The sequence below is a fragment of the Variovorax sp. OK605 genome, from assembly GCF_900115445.1.
GTDB lineage: Bacteria > Pseudomonadota > Gammaproteobacteria > Burkholderiales > Burkholderiaceae_C > Variovorax.
The window spans coordinates 1-18,082 of record NZ_FOWL01000017.1; the positions used below are offsets into that span (position 1 = coordinate 1).

Genomic DNA, 18,082 nt, shown 5'->3' on the forward strand with positions numbered 1-18,082 from the left:
CCACCACGAAGCCCACGAACAGCACGCCCGACAGCGCCAGCAGCCGCGGCTGCACCGGCGCGGCCTCGGCCGCCGGCTTGAGCGCGACGGCCGTGCGCGGCACCAGCAGCCACACGGCCACGAAGAGCCAGAACAGCATCACCAGCACGGTGGGCGCCATCATCAGCATGAAGCCGCCGAAGCTCTCGCCGGTGCGGTGCCACAGGTACAGGTTCTGCGGGTTGCCGATGGGCGTGAGGGCAGAGCCCGCGTTCACCGCCAGCGCTTCCAGCACCACCAGCCGCGCCAACGGCAGGTGCGCCTGCGTGGCCAGCACGCGCGTGAGCGGCACCAGCAGGAACAGGCTCACGTCGTTGGTGACCAGCGCCGACAGCACCGCCGCCGTGGCCACCAGCAGCAGCGCGAGCTGGCGCAGGTCGGTGGTGCGCGCCAGCAGGCGCTGGGCGGCCGACTGCAGCATGCCGCTCTTCTCCACGCCCTGCGTGATGGCCAGCAGCCCCGCCAGCGCGCCCACGGTCTGCCAGTCGACCAGGCCGAGCCAGTCCATCGGCGCGCGCGGGCGCAGGAAGGCGAACAGCACGGCCACGGCCACCAGCACCCAGAGAAGGCCGTTGCCGCCGCCCTCGTGGGCAGAGGGCGCGCTGTCTGCAGGGGGGGCGGGCAGGGTCGTGTCTTTGGTCATGGGCCGCGATCCTGCCTTGTCCGCGGGTTGCACCGCGTCAGCCGGGGGCGCGTTCGCGCAGTTCCCGCTTGAGCACCTTGCCGATGGCGCTGCGCGGCAGTTCGTCGATGAAGCTCAGCCGCGCCAGGCGTTGCGTCTTGCCGAGCTGGTCGTTGGTCCACTGCAGCAGCGCGGCTTCGGTGGTGGCGTCGCCCTCGCGGCGCACCACGAAGGCAACCGGCGTCTCGCCCCATTGCTCCGACGGCACGCCGACCACCGCCGCGTCGGCCACCGCCGCATGGCCGCGCAGCACGCCCTCGAGGTCGCTCGGGTAGATGTTGAAGCCGCCGCTGATGATCATGTCCTTCTTGCGGTCGAACAGCGTGAGGAAGCCCTCGGCGTCGAAGCGGCCCACGTCGCCGGTGCGGATGAAGCGCTTGCCGGTGGTGTCGAACCACTCGGCCTCGCGCGTCTTCTCGGGCTGGCGGTGGTAGCCGGTCATCATGCCGGCCGAGTGGCCCACCACCTCGCCGGCGGCATCGAGTTGGTCGCGCGGCAGCTCGAGGCCGTTCTCGTCGATCAGGCGGATGTCGCTGCCCGGCGCGGCCTGGCCCACGGTGTGCAGCTTGGTGGGGTTCAGGTGCGCCTCCAGGATGCAGGTGCCGCCGCCCTCGGTCATGCCGTAGAACTCGATCAGCCCGCCGGGCCAGCGCTTGAGCACGTCGGCCTTCAGCGCGGCGTTGAACGGCGCGCTGGTGCTGAACTTGAACCGGTAGGACGACAGGTCGTGCGCGTCGAAGCGCGGGTGCGCCATGAGCCGCTGGTACTGCACCGGCACGAGCATGGTGTGCGTCACCCGGTGCTTCACGGCCAGCTGCAGGTAGACCAGCGCGTCGAACTTGGGCATCAGCACCACGCAGCCGCCGAAGGCGATGGTGGGGAAGAACACCACCAGCGTGGTGTTGGAGTACAGCGGGGTTGACAGCAGGGTGACGGTGTCGGTGTCGTACTCGTACTTGGCGCCGCGCTGCACGTGGGCCCAGCGCATGCCGTGGCCCTGCACGATGCCCTTGGGCTCGCCCGTGGTGCCCGACGAATAGATGATGTTGAAGGGCCACGAAGGCTCGGCTTGAACGGTCTTCGGCTTCGCGCCCACCGGGGCCAGCCAGGCGTCGAACGCGCCGCCGACCTGCGAGCCGTCCAGCGCGATGCGGGGAATGCCGCCCGGCGCGGCGGGGCCGATGACGTCGGCGGCCGATGCGTCGCTGAACAGGATGCGCGCGTCGGCGTCGGAAATCATCCGCGCCAGGCTCGCGGGCGTGGAGCCGGGCGCCAGCGGGGCCACGGCCACGCCCGCGCGCAGCGCGCCCAGGAACACCGCCGCGTAGTTGACCGACGAGGCGGCGCACACGGCAATGGCGTCGCCGGGCTGGAGGCCGTCGCGCTGCAGACTGGCCGCGATGCGGTCCATCAGCGCGTCGAGCGCGCCGTAGCTCAGCGTGTGCTGCGCGTCGGCCAGCGCGGCGTGGCCGGGGGTGTGTTGCGCGTGGAGTCGAACCAGGTCGGCGATGGCGCCGAAGCTGTGTTCCATCGCGGCTTGAACAGCGGGGTGCATGGGAGAGTCGGTCCTTCAATCTTGGCCAGCCGGCAGGATAGCGGAGCCACCGTTTCTGACCAGCGCCTTGGCGACGGCGGCCGGCGCGAGCAAACCCCCGTCAGTTGCCGCTCAGGATGGGGGCGCCACGATCCCTGCGCGCCCCCGCCGACAACGCGGACGCCTTTTGCAACAACAGGGAGTTTTCCGTGCACATCCTCTGGACGATCGTGATCGGCTTCATTGCCGGGCTGCTGGCCCGCGCCGTGTTGCCTGGCAACAATTCGATGGGCTTCATCCTCACCGTGGTGCTCGGCATTGCCGGCTCGCTGGTGGCCACCTATGCGGGGCAGGCGCTGGGGCTCTACGCCGCGGGCGCGGCCGCCGGCTTCGTGGCCTCGGTGATCGGCGCCGCCGTGCTGCTGCTGGCGTGGCACCTCGTCAGCCGCTGACCCTTTCACAACAGTTCCACAACCGTTTCACGCAAGGAGTTCCCCATGGGTCTACTCGACATCCTCCAACAGGCCATCGGCCCCCACAACGCCGAAGCCCGCATCGACCAGGTCACGCAGAACGCCTCCCCCGGCGAGCTTGGCGCGGGGCTCGCCGCGGCCATGCGCTCCGACCAGACGCCGCCCTTCGGCGACATGGTCGGCAAGATGTTCGGCCAGTCCTCGCCCACGCAGCAGGCCGGCGTGCTCAACCAGATCCTGGCCACGCTCGGCCCCGCGGCCGCCTCGGCGCTGGCCGGCGGCGTGCTGGGCCGCATGCTGCAACCGGGCCAGACGCAGGTCACGCCCGACCAGGCCTCGCAGCTGTCGCCCGCGCAGGTCACCGAGATCGCCGCGCATGCCGAGCAGCAGCATGCGGGCGTGGTCGACGAGGTGAGCCAGTTCTATGCGCAGCACTCGGGGCTCATCAAGACGCTGGGCGGCGCGGCCATCGCCATTGCGCTGGCGAAGATGAAAGAGAACGCCACGCGCGGCTGAGGCCGTTCGTTCAGCGCGACGACACGGTGGCGGCCTGGGTCTCCCCCGGGGCCGTGTCGCCCCCGCCCATCACCTTGTAGAGCATGATGCGGTTGCTCTGCTCCGACAGGCGCAGGCCGATCAGCGTCTGCTGCGCGGTGTACAGCGAGCGTTGCGCGTCCAGCACTTCCAGGTAGCTGTAGCTGCCGTTGCGGTACAGCGCGTTCGACAGCGTGTAGCTCTTCTGCGTGGCGTCCACCAGCGACTGCTGCGCCGCCAGCTGCTCGCCCAGCGAGCCGCGCACGGCCAGCGCGTCGGCCACTTCCTTGAACGCGGTCTGCACCGTCTTCTCGTAGGTGGCGAGGTCGATCTCGCGCTGCGCCCTGGCGGCGTCGAGGCTCGCACGGTTGCTGCCGGCGTTGAAGATCGGCAGGCTCACCGACGGCGCAAAGCTCCACGCCCCGTTGCCGCCCTTGAACAGGCCCGACAGTGCGGTGCTCGTCGAGCCCGTGCTCGCGGTCAGCGAGATGGTCGGGAAGAACGCCGCACGCGCCGCGCCGATGTCGGCGTTGGAGCCCTGCAGCGTGTGCTCCGCGGCCAGCACGTCGGGCCGCTGCTGCAGCAAGGCCGAAGGCAGCCCGGCGGGCACATCGACCAGCGCGCTGGCCGGCGCCATGCCGGCCGCGGGCAGCAGGTCGTCGGGCACGCCGGCGCCGGCCAGCAGGTCGAGCGCGTTGCGGTCCTGCGCCACCTGCGCGGTGTAGCTGGCCACGTCCACGCGCGCCGAGTCCACCGTGGTCTGCGCCTGGGCCAGCACCAGCGCCGAGCTGGCGCCCAGCGCGTGCATGCGGCCGGTCAGCGCGTAGGAGCGCTGCCGGCTGGCCAGCGTGTCCTGCGCGAGCTGCAGCCGCGCGTTGTCGGCGGCCAGCGTGAGCCAGGCCGAGGCGACTTCCGCCACCAGGCTGATCTGCGTGCCGCGCCGCGTGGCCTCGGTCGACAGGTAGCTTTGCAGCGCCGCCTCGTTGAGGTTGCGCACGCGGCCGAACAGGTCGAGCTCGTAGCTGCTGAAGCCCAGCGCGGCGGTGTACTGCGTGCCGATGGACGATTCGCCGCTGCTGCTCGCCGACGCCGAGGTGCGCTGGCGCGTGCCGCCGGCCGTGGCGGCGACGCTGGGGAACAGCTCGGCGCGCTGCACGCCGTACTGCGCGCGCGCCTTCTCGATGTTCTGCACCGCCACGCGCAGGTCGCGGTTGTTGGCCAGCGCCAGCGTGACGGTGCGGCGCAGCCGGTCGTCGGTGATGAAGCTTTCCCAGCCGGTGGCGGCTGCGGCAGTGGCTGCAGTCGCGGTGTCTTTCGCAGCCTTGGCACCGGTCGAGGCCGGCCACGCCGAGGCCACGGGCGCGTCGGGCCGCGAATACACGGGCGCGAGGTTCACGCAGCCCGCCAGCAGCGCGGCCGCCACCAGCGCGCAGAGTCTGAAAGCGTGTGCGGTCATGGGGTTCCTTCCGTTGCAAGCAGGGGCAGCGTGGGCGCGGCCTCGGGTTTTGTCTTCGGCGCGAAGAAGCGCCGGATCACGACGAAGAACAGCGGCACGAAGAAGATGCCCAGCGCCGTGGCGGTTGCCACGCCGCCGAGCACGCCCACGCCGATGGCGCGGCGGCTGCCCGAGCCCGCGCCGGTGCTCAGCGCCAGCGGCAGCACGCCGAACATGAAGGCCAGCGAGGTCATGAGGATGGGCCGCAGCCGCAGGCGCACCGCCTGCAGCGTGGCATCGACCAGCGCCATGCCCTCGTCCTGCAGCTGCTTGGCGAACTCCACGATCAGGATCGCGTTCTTCGCCGACAGGCCCACGGTGGCCAGCAACCCGACCTGGAAGTACACGTCGTTCGACAGCCCCGCCAGCTTGGTGGCCAGCACCGCGCCCAGCACGCCCAGCGGTACCACCAGGATCACCGAGAACGGCACCGACCAGCTCTCGTACAGCGCGGCCAGGCACAGGAACACGAACAGGATCGACACCGCGTACAGCAGCGGCGCCTGCGAACCCGACAGCCGCTCCTGGTAGGAGCTGCCCGCCCATTCGTAGCCGATGCCCTGCGGCAGCTGCTTCATGATGCGTTCCACCGCCGCCATGGCCGCGCCCGAGCTCACGCCCGCGGCCGGGTCGCCGATGAGCTCGAAAGACGACATGCCGTTGTAGCGCGACAGCTGCGGCGAGCCATAGGTCCAGCGGCTGCTGGCGAAGGCCGAGAACGGCACCATCTCGCTGTTGCCGTTGCGCACGTACCAGCTGTCGACGCTGTTCGGCTGCATGCGAAAGGGCGCGTCAGCCTGCACATAGACCTTCTTCACACGGGCGTTGTTGACGAAGTCGTTCACGTAGCTGCCGCCCATCGCGCTGGACAGCGTGTCGTTGATGTCCGAAGTCGACAGGCTCAGTGCCGCGGCCTTGCGGTCGTCGATGTCGATCGCGAACTGCGGCGTGTCGTCCAGGGTGTTGCTGCGCACCTGGCTCAGTGCCGGTTCCTTGCGCGCCAGCGCCAGGAACTGTTCGCGCGCCTTCACCAGTGCGTCGTGGCCGATGCCGCCCAGGTCCTGCAGCTGCACGTCGAAGCCCGCGTTGGAGCCCAGGCCGCGCACGGCCGGCGGCAGCATCACGAACACGCTGGCGTTGTTCGCGCGCGCCGCGAGGTCCTGCGTGAAGCGGCGCGCCAGCGAGGCGGCGTCCTGCGCCTTGCCGCCGCGCTCGCTCCAGTCCTTCAGCGTGATGAAGGCGTTGCCGGTGGCCTGGTCGCCGCTCAGGCCGGTCAGCATGATGAAGTGGCCGACCTCCTGCTGCGAGACGAGGTACTGCTCGAAGCTCTTCATCGTCTGCTGCAGCTGCTCGTCGGTGGCGCTGGCGGGCAGCTTCACCTGCGCCATCAGCGTGCCCTGGTCTTCGTCGGGCAGGAACGAGGTGGGCAGGCGCATGAAGGTCACGGCCAGCACGCCCACCAGCAGCGCGTACACCAGCAGGCTGCGCTTGCCGCGCCGCAGCAGGCCGCCCACCCCCGAGCGGTAGCGGTCGGCGTTGCGCTCGAAGCCGCGGTTGAACCAGCCGAAGAAGCCGCGCCTGGCCTGGCTCTTTTCGTGGTGGCCGGCCTGCACCGGCTTGAGCAGCGTGGCGCACAGCGCCGGCGACAGCGTGAGCGCCACCAGCACCGACAGCAGCATGGCCGCCACGATGGTCACCGAGAACTGCCGGTAGATCACGCCCGTGGAGCCGCCGAAGAAGGCCATGGGAATGAACACCGCCGACAGCACCAGCGCAATGCCCACCAGCGCGCCGGTGATCTCGCGCATCGACTTGCGCGTGGCCTCCTTGGGCGAGAGCCCCTCTTCGCTCATGAGCCGCTCGACGTTCTCCACCACCACGATGGCGTCGTCCACCAGCAGGCCGATGGCCAGCACCATGCCGAACATGGTGAGCGTGTTGATCGAGTAGCCCAGCGCCGCCAGCACGCCGAAGGTGCCCAGCAGCACCACCGGCACCGCAATGGCGGGCACCAGCGTGGCGCGCAGGTTCTGCAGGAAGAGATACATGATCAGCACGACCAGCACCATCGCCTCGGCCAGCGTCTTGGCCACTTCCTCGATGGAGATGCGCACGAAGGGCGTGGTGTCGTAGCCGACCACGGCCTTCATCTGGTTCGGAAAGAAGGGCTCCAGCTCGGCGAGCTTGGCCTTCATCGCGTTCGACACCGTGAGCGCGTTGGCGCCCGTGGCCAGCTTCACGCCCATGGCGGCCGAGGGCTTGCCGTCGAAGCGCGTGTTGATGGTGTAGCTCTCGCTGCCGAGCTCGATGCGCGCCACGTCGGCCAGGCGCACCACGGAGCCGGCGCTGTCGGACTTGACGATCACCTCGCGGAACTGATCGGCGGTGCGCAGCTTGCTGCGCGCGGTGATGGTGGCCGTGAGCCGCTGGCCGCCGGTGGCGGGCAGGGCGCCCAGTTGCCCGGCCGAGACCTCGGTGTTCTGGCTGGTGAGCGCGCTGGTCACGTCCGAGGGCATGAGCGAATACTTCTGCAGCTTCGCCGGATCGAGCCAGATGCGCATGGCATAGCCCGAGCCCAGCGCCTGCACGTCGCCCACGCCGTCGATGCGGCTGACCACGTCGAGCAGGCTGCTGGAGATGTAGTCGCCGATGTCGGTGGCCGAGGCGCTGCCGTCCTGCGAGGTGAGCGAGACGATCATCAGGAAGTCGGTGCCCGACTTGGTGACCGTCACGCCCTGGCTCTGCACCGACTGCGGCAGCTGCGACATGGCCTGCTGCAGCTTGTTCTGCACCTGCATCTGGGCCACGTCGGCGTTGGTGCCGGCCTCGAAGGTGAGCTCGATGCGCGCGGTGCCCGACGACGTGCTGCTCGACGACATCGAGACCAGCCGGTCGAGCCCCTTCATCTTCTGCTCGATGACCTGCGTGACCGAGTCCTCGATGGTCTTGGCGGAGGCGCCGGGGTAGGTCGCGTTGACCGAGACCTTGGTGGGTGCGATGTCGGGGTACTGCTCCAGCGGCAGCGTGCCGATGGACAGCGCCCCGGCCAGCATGATGACGATGGCGATGACCCACGCGAAGATGGGCCGGTCGATGAAGAAACGTGCCATGTGCGGTGCCTCAGCGGGTGGCCACGTTGGTGGTGTCGCCCGCGGCCACCGGCTTCACCGTGTCGCCTGCCTTCACCTTGAGCGAGCCTTCGACGATCACGCGCTCGCCGGCCTTCAGGCCCTCGGTGACCTGCCAGCGGCTGCCGATGGCGCGCGACACCTTCAGCGCGCGCTTCTCGACCTTGTTGCCGGCCGTGACCACCAGCGCCGACGCGTCGCCGCTCGCGGTGCGCGTCACGCCCTGCTGCGGCACCAGCAATGCCTGCTCGGCCACGCCCTCTTCGAGCACGGCGCGCACGTACATGCCGGGCAGCAGCGTGCGCTCGGGGTTCGGCACCAGCACGCGCAGCGTGACCGCGCCGGTGCCTTCGTTCACGGTGACGCTCGCGAACTGCAGGCGACCCGCGTGTGCGTAGGCCGTGCCGTCCTCCAGCATCAGCCGGACCGAGGCCTCGGCCTTGTCGGCGCTGCTCTTGAGCGCGCCGCTGGCCAGCTCGCGCTGCAGCTGCAGCAGGTCGGTGGTCGACTGCGTCACGTCGATGTAGATCGGGTCGAGCTGCTGCACGGTGGTGAGCGCCGTGGTCTGGCTGGCCGTGACCAGCGCGCCCGGCGTGACGGTGGAAGCCTCGATGCGCCCCGCGATCGGTGCGGTGATGCGCGTGAAGCCGAGGTTGATGCGCGCCGTGTCGAGCGCGGCGCGCGCCACGCCGAGGTCGGCCTCGGCCTGCTGCAGCGTGGCCTGGCTGTCGTCGTCGGTCTGCTGGCTCACCGCGTCGATCTTGGCGAGCTCGGCGTTGCGGCGCGCCGCGGTCTTCGCGGCGTTCACGGTGGCCTCGGCCTTGGCGACGCTGGCCTGCGCGCTGGCGTGGGCCGCCTTGTAGCTCGCGGGGTCGAGCTGGTAGAGCACCTGCCCGGCCTTGACCAGCGCGCCTTCCTCGAACAGGCGTTGCTGCACGATGCCGCCGACCTGCGGCCGGATCTCGGCGCTCAGGCGCGAGCGGGTGCGGCCCGACAGCTCGGTGGTGATGGGCTGGTTCTCGGGCTGCAGGGTGACCACGCCCACTTGCACTGCGGGCGGCGCTGCAAGGGACTGGGGCGATGCGGAAGAACCGGAGCACCCCGCGATCGCGCCCAGCAGGCCGAGGGCCAGGGCGCACGCGAGGCCGGTGCGGGTGAAGCGGGAAGACATGTTCAGGATTCCAATCAGGTTGGAATCCATGGTCTCCAGTGAATGTGGAGTCAATGTGAAGGTCCCCCGCACCGCGCGGCCTTGGCTGCGCAACGTACCGCGCGGGCCGCATCTGGCTTATCTTGTGGCCCTTCATGAAGATCAGCATCACCACCAAGCTCTTTCTCGCCGTGCTGGCCACCGCCGTGCTGGCCGTGGTTGCCATGGGCGCCGCCTCGCGATGGAATTTCGAGCGCGGCTTCGTCGGCTACCTCAACGAGCAGGGCGTGGAGCGGCTCGACGCGGTGCTGCCCAACGCCGTGGCCGCGTACCGCCAGCACGGCAGCTGGGAGTTCCTGCGCGAAGGGCCCGGACCGTGGTTCGAGATCATGCGGCCCGCGCCTTCAGCGAGCGGCGAGCGTTTCGAGCCGGGGCGCACGCCGCCGCCCGTGTCCGACCTCACCGGCGCCATGCTGCGCATCGCATTGCTCGACATCAACCGCCAGGTGATCGCCGGCTTCCGCGAGGTGCGCCGGGGCGCCACCGAGCGCGCCGTGTCGGTCGACGGCAAGACCGTGGGCTGGGTCGTCATGAACCCGTTCCAGAGCGTGAGCGAAGCGGGCGACCAGCGCTTCCAGCAGAACCAGGCGCGCGCGAGCTGGGTCATCGGCAGCCTCTGCGTGCTGCTGGCCGCGGGCATCGCGTGGTGGATCGCGCGCGTGCTGCTGGCGCCCGTGAAGCGCGTGGCCGGCGCCACGCACCGGCTGGCCGCGGGCGACTACGAAAGCCGCGTGGCCGTGTCGTCGAACGACGAAGTGGGGCAACTGGCGCGCGACTTCAATTCGCTGGCCCACACGCTGCAGCGCAACGAGCAGATGCGGCGCGAGTTCATGGCCGACGTGTCGCACGAGCTGCGCACGCCGCTGGGCGTGCTGCACGGCGAACTGGAGGCGATGGAAGACGGCGTGCGCCGTCTCGACGCGCAGGCCGTACGCTCGCTGCAGCACGAGGTCGGCATGCTCAACAAGCTGGTGACCGACCTGTACGACCTGTCGCTGGCCGACGTGGGCGCGCTGGCCTACCGCAAGGCCGACGTGGACCTGCGCGAGCTGATCGAGGCGAGCGTCGATGCCTTTCGCGAGCGGCTGGCGTCGGCCGGCCTGCGGCTCGAACTCGACCTGCCGGCGCAGCCGCTGGTGGCGTTCGCCGACGAGCGGCGCATGCAGCAGCTCTTCAGCAACCTGGTGCTCAACACCTGCCGCTACACCGATGCGGGCGGCGTGCTGCGCATCGCGGCGCGCGAGCAGGGCGAGGGCATCGCGATCGACCTGATGGACTCGGCGCCCGGCGTCGAGGCGGCCCAGCTGCCGCGCCTGTTCGAGCGCTTCTTCCGCGGCGAGGGTTCGCGCAACCGCGCCAGCGGCGGCGCGGGGCTCGGGCTGTCGATCTGCCGCAGCATCGTGGAGGCGCATGGCGGCACCATCGAGGCCAAGGCCTCGCCGTTGGGCGGGGTGTGGGTCGCCGTGCGGTTGCCGCGAGCCTGATGCACGAAGAGAAGCAACGATGAGCGACGCACCCGTGACCCCGATGACTCCTGTGACTTCTGCCCACATCCTGATCGTCGAGGACGAGCCGCGCATGGCTGCGCTGCTCGCCGACTACCTGAAGGCCTCGGGCTACACCTCGGCGTGGCTCGCCAACGGGCTGGAGGTGGTGCCGTGCGTGAAGGCCCGCCGGCCCGACCTGGTGCTGCTCGACGTCATGCTGCCCGGCCAGGACGGCATGAGCGTGTGCCGCGAGCTGCGGCTGTTCAGCGACGTGCCCGTGATCATGCTCACCGCGCGCGTCGAGGAGGCCGACCGGCTGATGGGCCTGGAGATCGGCGCCGACGACTACATCTGCAAGACGCCCTTCAGCCCGCGCGAGGTGGTGGCGCGCGTGAAGGCGCTGCTGCGCCGCAGCGGCCATTCGGCGCGAGAGGCGTCGCCGCTGGTGCTCGACGCGCAGGGCTACAAGGCCGCGTGGCAGGGCGCGCCGCTGGACCTCACGCCCATCGAGTTCCGCCTGCTGAAGGCGCTGGCCGATGCGCACGGGCGCGTGCTGTCGCGCGACAAGCTGCTCGACCACGTGCATGCCGACCAGCGCGCGGTGACCGACCGCGCGGTCGACAGCCATGTGAAGAACCTGCGCCGCAAGCTCGACGCGGCCACCGGCGGGCAGGAGCTGATCCGCTCGATCTACGGGGTGGGCTACCGGCTCGACCTGCCTTAGCTGCTGCCTTAGCTGCTGCCTTAAATGCTGCCTTAGCTGCTGCCTTGGCTGCTGCCCTGGTTGCCGTCCTGGCGGCTGCGCTCGTGCGCGTCGCGCGCCAGGCTGCGCAGGTTCCACGCATGCATCGACGCCGCGCGCTGCGGCGTGTGCTGCGTGGGGAAGTGAACGAAGTGGCTGTCGGGGGTCGCGTAGATCGCGGGCGCGTCGAGCGAGAGCGTGTCCACCACCTGCGCCTCGGTGATGAGGCCGCGGGCCGTGAACACGTTCGCGAAACAGGTCTGGTCGCCGCCGTTGGCATGCACCGACGAGCGGTCGGGCGCGGCCTCGATCTGCCGGCACACCTCGTCCACCAGGGCATGCATGTCGGGCGTGTTGCGCACGCCGACCACGCTGGAGTTCATGTTCCACGCCGTGTGGTCGTTGCCCACCAGCGCCTGCCGGCCGGCCACCAGCGGCTCCATGCGCAGCGACTGGTTCATGGCGAGGATGTCGGCGTCGACCCACAGCAGGAAGTCGTGCGCCGCGAGATGGCGGCGCATGACATGCGGCTTGGCCCATGACCCCGTGAGCCCGTTCGCGAAGTCGGGCACGCGGCGGTAGAGGTGGTAGCCGTAGCCGTGGCGCAGGCAGTAGCGCGCGAAGCTTTCCTCGTGCAGGCGCCCGTAGCTGGCGATGTGGTGCGTGTAGATGCTGACGAACGCGATGGGCGCGCCGGGGTTCAGGTGCAGCTCGTCGCCGGGCGGCGGCGCGGCTTGCGCCAGCACGACGAAGGGCGGGAGCTCTCCGGCCGCCAGTGCCGCGGCTTCGTCGACGAGGTTCTGCACCCCGCGGAAGTCGTAGTCGAGCGAGGGCGTCCAGTGGCCGTCGGCGTGCTGCCAGCAGGGCGCGTCGTTGGCCACGAACGGGCGTACCGTGTGCAGCGACTCGTAGTAGCTGCCGGCCCGCCAGTTGGCCTGCACGTTCGCATGGAGGCCGTTGGGCAGCGCGGCGCTGCAGGGGCGCGGCGTGAAGACGTGGCCGACCAGCGCGTTCTCGGGCTGCTCGTTGTCCTCGAGGATGCGCACCGCCCAGTGCGAGACGTGATCGACCAGCCGGCGCACCTGCTCGCGCACGGCGGCGGTGTTGCGCAACAGCAGCATGCTGGTGTTGCACAGCGTGTCGTCGCCGGCCTGCGCGCAGACCAGCGAATCGATGCCCTCGAAGTTCGGTTCCAGCGGATGCGGCCAGTAGACGACCGCGAACTGGTCGAGCACCAGCAGCAGGCTGCCCTCGCCGGCCTGCGCCAGGTGCTGGTAGATCGCGTGAAAGCGGTGGAACACCGGCTGGCGCGGGCCCCACACATGGGTGCTGTCGGCCACGTGGTGCGCATAGCCATGGCGGCGCGCATAGGCCGCGTGGTTCTCGACCAGGCCCGGGACGGGCCGGGTGGCCAGCGTGGTGAGGATGGTGGCCATTTTCTATTTCGCTGGGATGTGGTCCATCGGCGTATCGAGGGTGTCCCGGCCGATGGCTGCTGCCGACGGTTGTCAGGCGGCGGCTTGCCGCACGACGCCGATGATGTACTCGATTTCCTCGTCGCCGAGCATCGGATAGAGCGGCAAGGCGAGCGAGCAGCCGGCCAGTTGCTCGCTGTGAGGCAGGGCGCGGGCGCCGTGCCAGGGCCGCAATGCCTCGTGCCGGTGCAGCGGGTGCTCATAGTAGACCCGGGTTGCGATCCCGCGGGCTGCCAGCCGGGCCGCGAAGCTCGCACGCAGGTGCGGGCCGGGCAGCTGGATGACGAAATAGTTCCACGCGTGGCCCGCCGAAGCCCTCGGCAAACGGATCGGCAAGTCGGCCCAGGCCGCCAGATAGCGTGCGGCGATGGCGCGGCGTCGCGCGATGCTGTCCGGGAAGTCGTCCAGGGCAGCCTGCAGCAGGCAGGCCTGCAGTTCGTCCATGCGGCTGTTGTGGCCGAGGCAGCGGTGCTGGCCGTCGTCGTAGCCGTGGTTGCGCAGCAGCCGGGCCTTGTCGGCGTGGTCCGGGTTCCTGAAGGCCAGCGCACCGGCGTCGCCTGCGGCGCCGAGGGTCTTGGTCGGGTAGAAGCTCATCGCCGCGGCGTCGCCCCAGCTGCCGGCGTTGCCGGTACCTGTCTTGCCATCGGCTTGCGCGCCGAGGCACTGCGCCACGTCCTCGATCAGCCACAGCTCTTCGTCGCGGCAGTAGGCCGCCAGCTCGGGCAGGCCGCTCGGGTCGCCGAAAAGGCCGACCGCAAGGATCGCGCGGGTCCGGGGCGTGCGGGCGTCGCGAAAATGCGCGAGCGTCGGCAGGAAGTCTTCCGGCGCACTGTCGACGAAGACCGGCCGCGCGCCGGCGGCCAGCACCGCTTCCGCGCACGCGACGAAGGTGTAGGTCGGCAGCAGGACTTCGTCCAGTGCACTCCCTCCGCCCGAGCTTCCGACGCCCAGGCTCTTGAAGGCCAGCAGCAGTGCTTCGGATCCCGACCCTACGGCCACGGTCTCGCGGCCATGCAGCAGGTCCGACAGCCGCGCCTCGAAAGCTCTGACCTGCGGGCCCAGGATGTACACGCCGCTGCGCAGCACCGCAGCGAGGGAATGAGCCAGCTGCGCTGCCATCGGCTCGGCGGAAGCGGCCGACCGGAACAGCGGGATCTTCATGCGCGCAGTATCTGGCAAGCGCGGGTCACGGCGGCCAGGCCGTCGGCGCCCGACGCAACGTGGCTGGGCTGGCCCAGGATGGCACGCCTGAAGCCCTGATACTGCCGCGCCAGGGCATCGTCGGTGCCGGCCGTCGTCGCACGCGCATTGCAGCGCAAGTTCAGTACCTGCGCGTGGCGGCCGTCGCCTACCTGCAGCTGGGCGCTTGCTGGCAGGCTGTCGTAGCCGCTCTCGAAGTCCGCGACCAGCGTACCCAGCCGCACACGCGCGTGAGCGCGCTGTTCGCCGATGTGCCGATCGAGCACTTCCAGCGGTGCTTCCGCGGGCATCGCGCACAGCCAGGCGAACAGGTCGAGGTCGTGCACCATCAGGTCGAGCACGCTGTCCCTGGCCGTGGCGACGCGGGCCGAATAACGGCGAAATCGCATGAACGGCCGATGGCTCTCGCGATGGTGTACGGCCGCATTTCGCAGCCGGGCGACGGTGGCTGCATCGAACACGGGGTTGAAGCGCTCGATGTGGCCGGTGCTCAGCGTGACGCCACATTGCCGTGCCGTGCGGATCATCAGGGCGCCGTCGTTGCGGTCGGTGCAGAGCGGCTTCTCGACCAGCACGTGACAGCCGCGCCGCATCAATGCCAGCGCGATCGGCGCATGCGCGTCGTCGCTGGTGGCGATGGTGGCCGACTGGATGCCCGGCGGCAGGTCGTCCAGGCTGGACACCAGCGGCAGAGCGGCGAGTTCGTCGATGGCGCGCGCCGACGACGCGCAGTCCACCAGGGCACGCAGCTCGAAGCCACCGAGGGCGAGGAGTTTTCGTGCATGGACGCAGCCGAAACGTCCCACACCCACGACCGCGTGGACGAGTGCGGCGTCGACCGCGCGTGGGGCTGCCGGATCGGCGGCGATGGCTGTCGTGCGGTCGTCGCTGGCAAGCATCGTGAAGGTCATCGAGGCGTCGATGGGTCAGCGCGCGGCGCCGCGCAGCCGGTCGGCCACGGTCTGAAGATGGGCGCCTCGGATGACATGTTTGTAGATGCCGGCGGCAACGCGTTCTTCGCCGACGATTTCGAACAGGGGCTTGGTCGCGGGCGCCTGTGCTTGCTCATAGTGCGTGGGCTGCGCGGCGAAGAGGCATTCGCGGCCATAAGCCTGGGCGCCGAACTTGGCGATGAAGCCCGCCAGCTCTCGTTCCAGTTGACCGCCGAAGCTGCGTGCGTAACCGTGCATGTCGTCGAGCTTGGCTTGCAGCTCCCTGTCGTCGAGCTCGACCACGACGTGGTGCTCGGACGACAGCCGCGCTTCAGGACTGGGATGTCCCACGGTCGGGTAGCCGAGCGAGACGACCGGGCGGCCACGCGCCGCGGCGTGCGCGGCGACTTGGTTGGCCAGCAGGCGGCACAGGTCGTGCGATGGGTTGTAGTCCTCTGCTTCGTCGGCGACGATGCAGTCGATGCCTTGCGCGAGGACATGCGCTGTCAGCGCATGGACCCATTGCAGGAAGAGGTGCGTGTCGCCTTCCAGCAGCGCCTGGTAGATGTCGGCATCGGCGACCGGTTGCACCACCTCCGGAATCCAGTTGGCACCCGCCCGCGCGAGGTTGTCGACCGTCGGTTCGAGCCGCGGCACGCCGGTCGATCCGGCGCCGTTGGTCAACACCACGAAGTCCGGTCGCTCGTTGCGCAGCCACTTCCAGAGCAGCAGCTCGTGGCCCGAATGAGCGGCGATCACCAGCGGCTTCATGCGCTGGGGCCGCCCGATTGGACGCGGGTTGAAATTCGGCGCAGCAGTCCGGTCACGCGCCATGATCGGCTGGCGTAGACCTCATGCAGCTGCGCCTGGAGCACGGCGAGTTCGGCGCGCGCTTGCCGGGCCTGCTGCTCGGCTTCGACCAGCCGTGCCGCACAGTCGGCGGATGCTTGGTCCGCCTGTTGTTGCGCCTCCGTCTGCAGGGCACCAATCTGAGCCTGGTGCATGCGTTGATGGTCGTTGACGGTTTGCTGGAGCCACGCAACGTTCTGCTGCAAGGAAGCAATGCCCATGTGCGCGGCCGAAGGGTTGCCGCGCCGAATCCAGTCTTCCATGTAGCGGGACACTTCCGCCGCCCGCTGGCTTGCAGGCACGTCGATCGCGGGGTAGCGCGACGCCATGCGTTGCGCACAACTCTCGAGCGCTGCGAGCGCTGTGTCGAGGTCGCCATGCGCGCGCATCCACTCGCTGGCCTTGCCCGCGTCTGCGGCATCGTAGCGGTCGAGTTCGGCACCTACGCTCTCTCGTGTGATCGGTCGGACCAGCAGGGCGCGGCCGAAATTCCAGCGGCGGGCGTGCGCGACAGCCGCCGCCGTCATCATCTCGCTCATGCCCCAGGTCGGGTCGAGCACCACCACCGCGTTTCCGGTGCACAGTGCCTCGGTGGCGCAGCGCCCCTTGCCGAAGACGATGTCGTAACGGCCGAGCGCCTCGGCCGGATTGGGCAGGTGGTTGCCGGTGCCGCTGCCGATCACATCCAGCGTGAGTCCGCGTTGCACGCAGGCAGCGCGGATTTCCTCGAGCGGTGCGCCATGCGAGGCGTAGTTGCTGAACACCAAAGCCGTTTTGGGACGGGCCGGCAGATCGCTGCGTGGTGGAAAACGTGAAAGGTCGACTCCGTTCTGGATCAACTCGATCTGTTCGCGTGCGATGCCGAACTCGTGCACCAGGCGCTCCGCGCAGTTCTCGTCGACGGCCACATGGCAGACGACCTGCGCGAACTGGGCCGGGCGCCCATGCTCGGCGCTGCGGTCGTGGCATACCGTGACGACCGGCACGTCGTGGAAGTGCAGAAGCGCGCGAACCGTCTCGTAGTGGGTGTTCCCGATGATCACGTCCGGCCGCGCTGCCATGTCGGTCAGGTCGGTGACGCAGGCAATGGAGGCAAAGCGCAACTCGTCGGCCATGTCGCCGAAGGCCGTTGCGAAGACGGTGACGGAGTGCCCGCGACGGCGCAGCCACATCGCCAGGTCGCGGGTGAACATTTCGGCACCCGTCCGGTGCATGAGATAGCACATCGCCAGCAGGATGTGCAGGGACCTGCCGGACTGTGACGCGTCCAGCACGGGAGCGGTCGCCGTGGCGTTCAATCGAGCGCTGGCGCGCCGGCCAGAACGTGTCCTGCCTGCTGGTCCGCGTGGTAGCTCGAGCGCACCATCGCACCCACGGCCGCATGGCTGAAGCCCATCTTGTAGGCCTCTTCCTCGAACATCTTGAAGGTGTCGGGGTGCACGTAGCGGCGCACCGGCAGGTGCGAGCCCGACGGCGACAGGTACTGGCCGATGGTCAGCATGTCGATGTCGTGGGCGCGCATGTCGCGCATGACCTGCAGGATCTCTTCGTCGGTCTCGCCCAGGCCGACCATGATGCCGCTCTTGGTCGGCACGTTCGGGTGCAGCGCCTTGAACTTCTTCAGCAGGTTCAGGCTGAACTGGTAGTCGCTGCCGGGGCGCGCTTCCTTGTACAGGCGCGGCGCGGTTTCCAGGTTGTGGTTCATCACGTCCGGCGGCGCGGCCTTCAGGATTTCCAGCGCGCGGTCGTCGCGGCCGCGGAAGTCGGGCACCAGGATCTCGATCTGCGTCATCGGCGAGAGCTCGCGGATGTTGGTGATGCAGTCCACGAAGTGCTGGCTGCCGCCGTCGCGCAGGTCGTCGCGGTCGACGCTGGTGATCACCACGTACTTCAGGCGCAGCTTGGCGATGGTCTTGGCCAGGTTGAGCGGCTCGTCCTTGTCCAGCGGGTCGGGGCGGCCGTGGCCCACGTCGCAGAACGGGCAGCGGCGCGTGCACTTGTCGCCCATGATCATGAAGGTGGCGGTGCCGTTGCCGAAGCACTCGCCGATGTTCGGGCACGAGGCTTCTTCGCAGACGGTGTGCAGGTTGCTTTCGCGCAGGATCTGCTTGATCTCGTAGAAGCGCGTGGTCGGGCTGCCGGCCTTGACGCGGATCCACTCAGGCTTCTTGAGCACTTCGCCGGTCTGCACCACCTTGACGGGGATGCGCGAGAGCTTGGCCGCCGCTTTCTGCTTGGCCAGGGGGTTGTAGTTTTCGGCGCTTTGCGCGTCGCGGACGACTTCAGTGGTGCTCATTGGCAG

At 69.6% G+C, this 18,082-nt stretch carries 15 protein-coding genes; 4 read left to right on the forward strand and 11 right to left on the reverse strand.

The genetic code is table 11. The features are described from left to right. Together BM013_RS31850 and BM013_RS31855 are read right to left on the reverse strand one after the other, a co-directional pair. Positions 1-682, reverse strand: a 682-nt coding sequence (locus BM013_RS31850; RefSeq protein WP_143098426.1) for an SLC13 family permease, incomplete at its 3' end; no start/stop codon positions are given. 37 nt (positions 683-719) lie between these two features. Continuing rightward, positions 720-2,252 (reverse strand): class I adenylate-forming enzyme family protein, encoded by a 1,533-nt coding sequence (locus tag BM013_RS31855; protein WP_093132870.1) that lies wholly within the window; start codon positions 2,250-2,252, stop codon positions 720-722. A 212-nt stretch (positions 2,253-2,464) separates the two neighbouring features. Here BM013_RS31855 and BM013_RS31860 point away from each other — a divergent pair, with 212 nt between their 5' ends. Both BM013_RS31860 and BM013_RS31865 read left to right on the forward strand, forming a co-directional pair. Beyond that, complete coding sequence (locus BM013_RS31860) at positions 2,465-2,707, forward strand: GlsB/YeaQ/YmgE family stress response membrane protein (protein WP_093132613.1); 243 nt, start codon at positions 2,465-2,467, stop codon at positions 2,705-2,707. Positions 2,708-2,752: 45 nt separating this feature from the next. Further along, positions 2,753-3,244 (forward strand): hypothetical protein, encoded by a 492-nt coding sequence (locus BM013_RS31865; protein ID WP_093132615.1) that lies wholly within the window; start codon positions 2,753-2,755, stop codon positions 3,242-3,244. Between the two features lie 10 nt (positions 3,245-3,254). On the opposite strand, the gene BM013_RS31870 is transcribed toward BM013_RS31865, so the two are convergent. The 3 genes from BM013_RS31870 to BM013_RS31880 are packed head-to-tail and all read right to left on the reverse strand — an operon-like array spanning position 3,255 to position 9,056. Further along, the gene (locus BM013_RS31870; protein WP_093132617.1) at positions 3,255-4,718 is read right to left on the reverse strand and encodes an efflux transporter outer membrane subunit; all 1,464 of its coding nucleotides are present in this window, start codon (positions 4,716-4,718) and stop codon (positions 3,255-3,257) included. Next, on the reverse strand, positions 4,715-7,867 hold the full coding sequence (locus BM013_RS31875; RefSeq protein ID WP_093132619.1) for an efflux RND transporter permease subunit: 3,153 nt from the start codon (positions 7,865-7,867) through the stop codon (positions 4,715-4,717). Before BM013_RS31875 ends, BM013_RS31870 begins: the two co-directional genes overlap by 4 nt. A 10-nt stretch (positions 7,868-7,877) precedes the next feature. Further along, on the reverse strand, positions 7,878-9,056 hold the full coding sequence (locus tag BM013_RS31880) for an efflux RND transporter periplasmic adaptor subunit (RefSeq protein WP_093132872.1): 1,179 nt from the start codon (positions 9,054-9,056) through the stop codon (positions 7,878-7,880). A gap of 134 nt (positions 9,057-9,190) precedes the next feature. Here BM013_RS31880 and baeS point away from each other — a divergent pair, with 134 nt between their 5' ends. Both baeS and BM013_RS31890 read left to right on the forward strand, forming a co-directional pair. Further along, positions 9,191-10,579 carry a sensor histidine kinase efflux regulator BaeS gene (baeS, locus tag BM013_RS31885; protein ID WP_093132874.1) on the forward strand — a complete coding sequence of 463 codons (1,389 nt, stop codon included), beginning with the start codon at positions 9,191-9,193 and terminating at the stop codon, positions 10,577-10,579. 19 nt (positions 10,580-10,598) lie between these two features. After that, positions 10,599-11,306 carry a response regulator gene (locus BM013_RS31890; RefSeq protein WP_256221801.1) on the forward strand — a complete coding sequence of 236 codons (708 nt, stop codon included), beginning with the start codon at positions 10,599-10,601 and terminating at the stop codon, positions 11,304-11,306. Positions 11,307-11,338: 32 nt separating this feature from the next. Here the strand turns inward: BM013_RS31890 and BM013_RS31895 are convergent, their stop codons facing one another. The 6 genes from BM013_RS31895 to lipA form a co-directional block, all read right to left on the reverse strand. Continuing rightward, positions 11,339-12,760, reverse strand: coding sequence for a glycosyltransferase family protein (locus BM013_RS31895; protein ID WP_093132621.1), 1,422 nt, complete (start codon positions 12,758-12,760; stop codon positions 11,339-11,341). A gap of 72 nt (positions 12,761-12,832) precedes the next feature. After that, on the reverse strand, positions 12,833-13,960 hold the full coding sequence (locus tag BM013_RS31900) for a DegT/DnrJ/EryC1/StrS family aminotransferase (protein ID WP_093132623.1): 1,128 nt from the start codon (positions 13,958-13,960) through the stop codon (positions 12,833-12,835). Beyond that, positions 13,957-14,910, reverse strand: a complete 954-nt coding sequence (locus tag BM013_RS31905; RefSeq protein WP_093132624.1) for a Gfo/Idh/MocA family protein — start codon at positions 14,908-14,910, stop codon at positions 13,957-13,959. Before BM013_RS31905 ends, BM013_RS31900 begins: the two co-directional genes overlap by 4 nt. 15 nt (positions 14,911-14,925) lie before the next feature. Beyond that, positions 14,926-15,702, reverse strand: coding sequence for a hypothetical protein (locus tag BM013_RS31910; protein ID WP_093132626.1), 777 nt, complete (start codon positions 15,700-15,702; stop codon positions 14,926-14,928). Beyond that, positions 15,699-16,973 carry a glycosyltransferase family 4 protein gene (locus BM013_RS31915; protein WP_256221802.1) on the reverse strand — a complete coding sequence of 425 codons (1,275 nt, stop codon included), beginning with the start codon at positions 16,971-16,973 and terminating at the stop codon, positions 15,699-15,701. The genes BM013_RS31910 and BM013_RS31915 overlap by 4 nt, the downstream gene beginning before the upstream one ends. A 101-nt stretch (positions 16,974-17,074) precedes the next feature. Further along, positions 17,075-18,076, reverse strand: coding sequence for a lipoyl synthase (gene lipA, locus BM013_RS31920; RefSeq protein ID WP_093132630.1), 1,002 nt, complete (start codon positions 18,074-18,076; stop codon positions 17,075-17,077). Between the last annotated feature and the right edge of the window lie 6 nt (positions 18,077-18,082).

Bases quoted from the DNA above. Each gene is read 5' to 3' on its own strand.
- BM013_RS31875 (WP_093132619.1), bottom strand. From the start codon at position 7,867: ATGGCACGTTTCTTCATCGACCGGCCCATCTTCGCGTGGGTCATCGCC.
- BM013_RS31880 (WP_093132872.1), bottom strand. From the start codon at position 9,056: ATGTCTTCCCGCTTCACCCGCACCGGCCTCGCGTGCGCCCTGGCCCTC.
- BM013_RS31855 (WP_093132870.1), bottom strand. From the start codon at position 2,252: ATGGAACACAGCTTCGGCGCCATCGCCGACCTGGTTCGACTCCACGCG.
- BM013_RS31870 (WP_093132617.1), bottom strand. From the start codon at position 4,718: ATGACCGCACACGCTTTCAGACTCTGCGCGCTGGTGGCGGCCGCGCTG.
- BM013_RS31905 (WP_093132624.1), bottom strand. From the start codon at position 14,910: ATGACCTTCACGATGCTTGCCAGCGACGACCGCACGACAGCCATCGCC.
- BM013_RS31865 (WP_093132615.1), top strand. From the start codon at position 2,753: ATGGGTCTACTCGACATCCTCCAACAGGCCATCGGCCCCCACAACGCC.
- BM013_RS31915 (WP_256221802.1), bottom strand. From the start codon at position 16,973: ATGTTCACCCGCGACCTGGCGATGTGGCTGCGCCGTCGCGGGCACTCC.
- baeS (WP_093132874.1), top strand. From the start codon at position 9,191: ATGAAGATCAGCATCACCACCAAGCTCTTTCTCGCCGTGCTGGCCACC.
- BM013_RS31900 (WP_093132623.1), bottom strand. From the start codon at position 13,960: ATGAAGATCCCGCTGTTCCGGTCGGCCGCTTCCGCCGAGCCGATGGCA.
- BM013_RS31890 (WP_256221801.1), top strand. From the start codon at position 10,599: ATGAGCGACGCACCCGTGACCCCGATGACTCCTGTGACTTCTGCCCAC.
- BM013_RS31910 (WP_093132626.1), bottom strand. From the start codon at position 15,702: ATGAAGCCGCTGGTGATCGCCGCTCATTCGGGCCACGAGCTGCTGCTC.
- lipA (WP_093132630.1), bottom strand. From the start codon at position 18,076: ATGAGCACCACTGAAGTCGTCCGCGACGCGCAAAGCGCCGAAAACTAC.
- BM013_RS31895 (WP_093132621.1), bottom strand. From the start codon at position 12,760: ATGGCCACCATCCTCACCACGCTGGCCACCCGGCCCGTCCCGGGCCTG.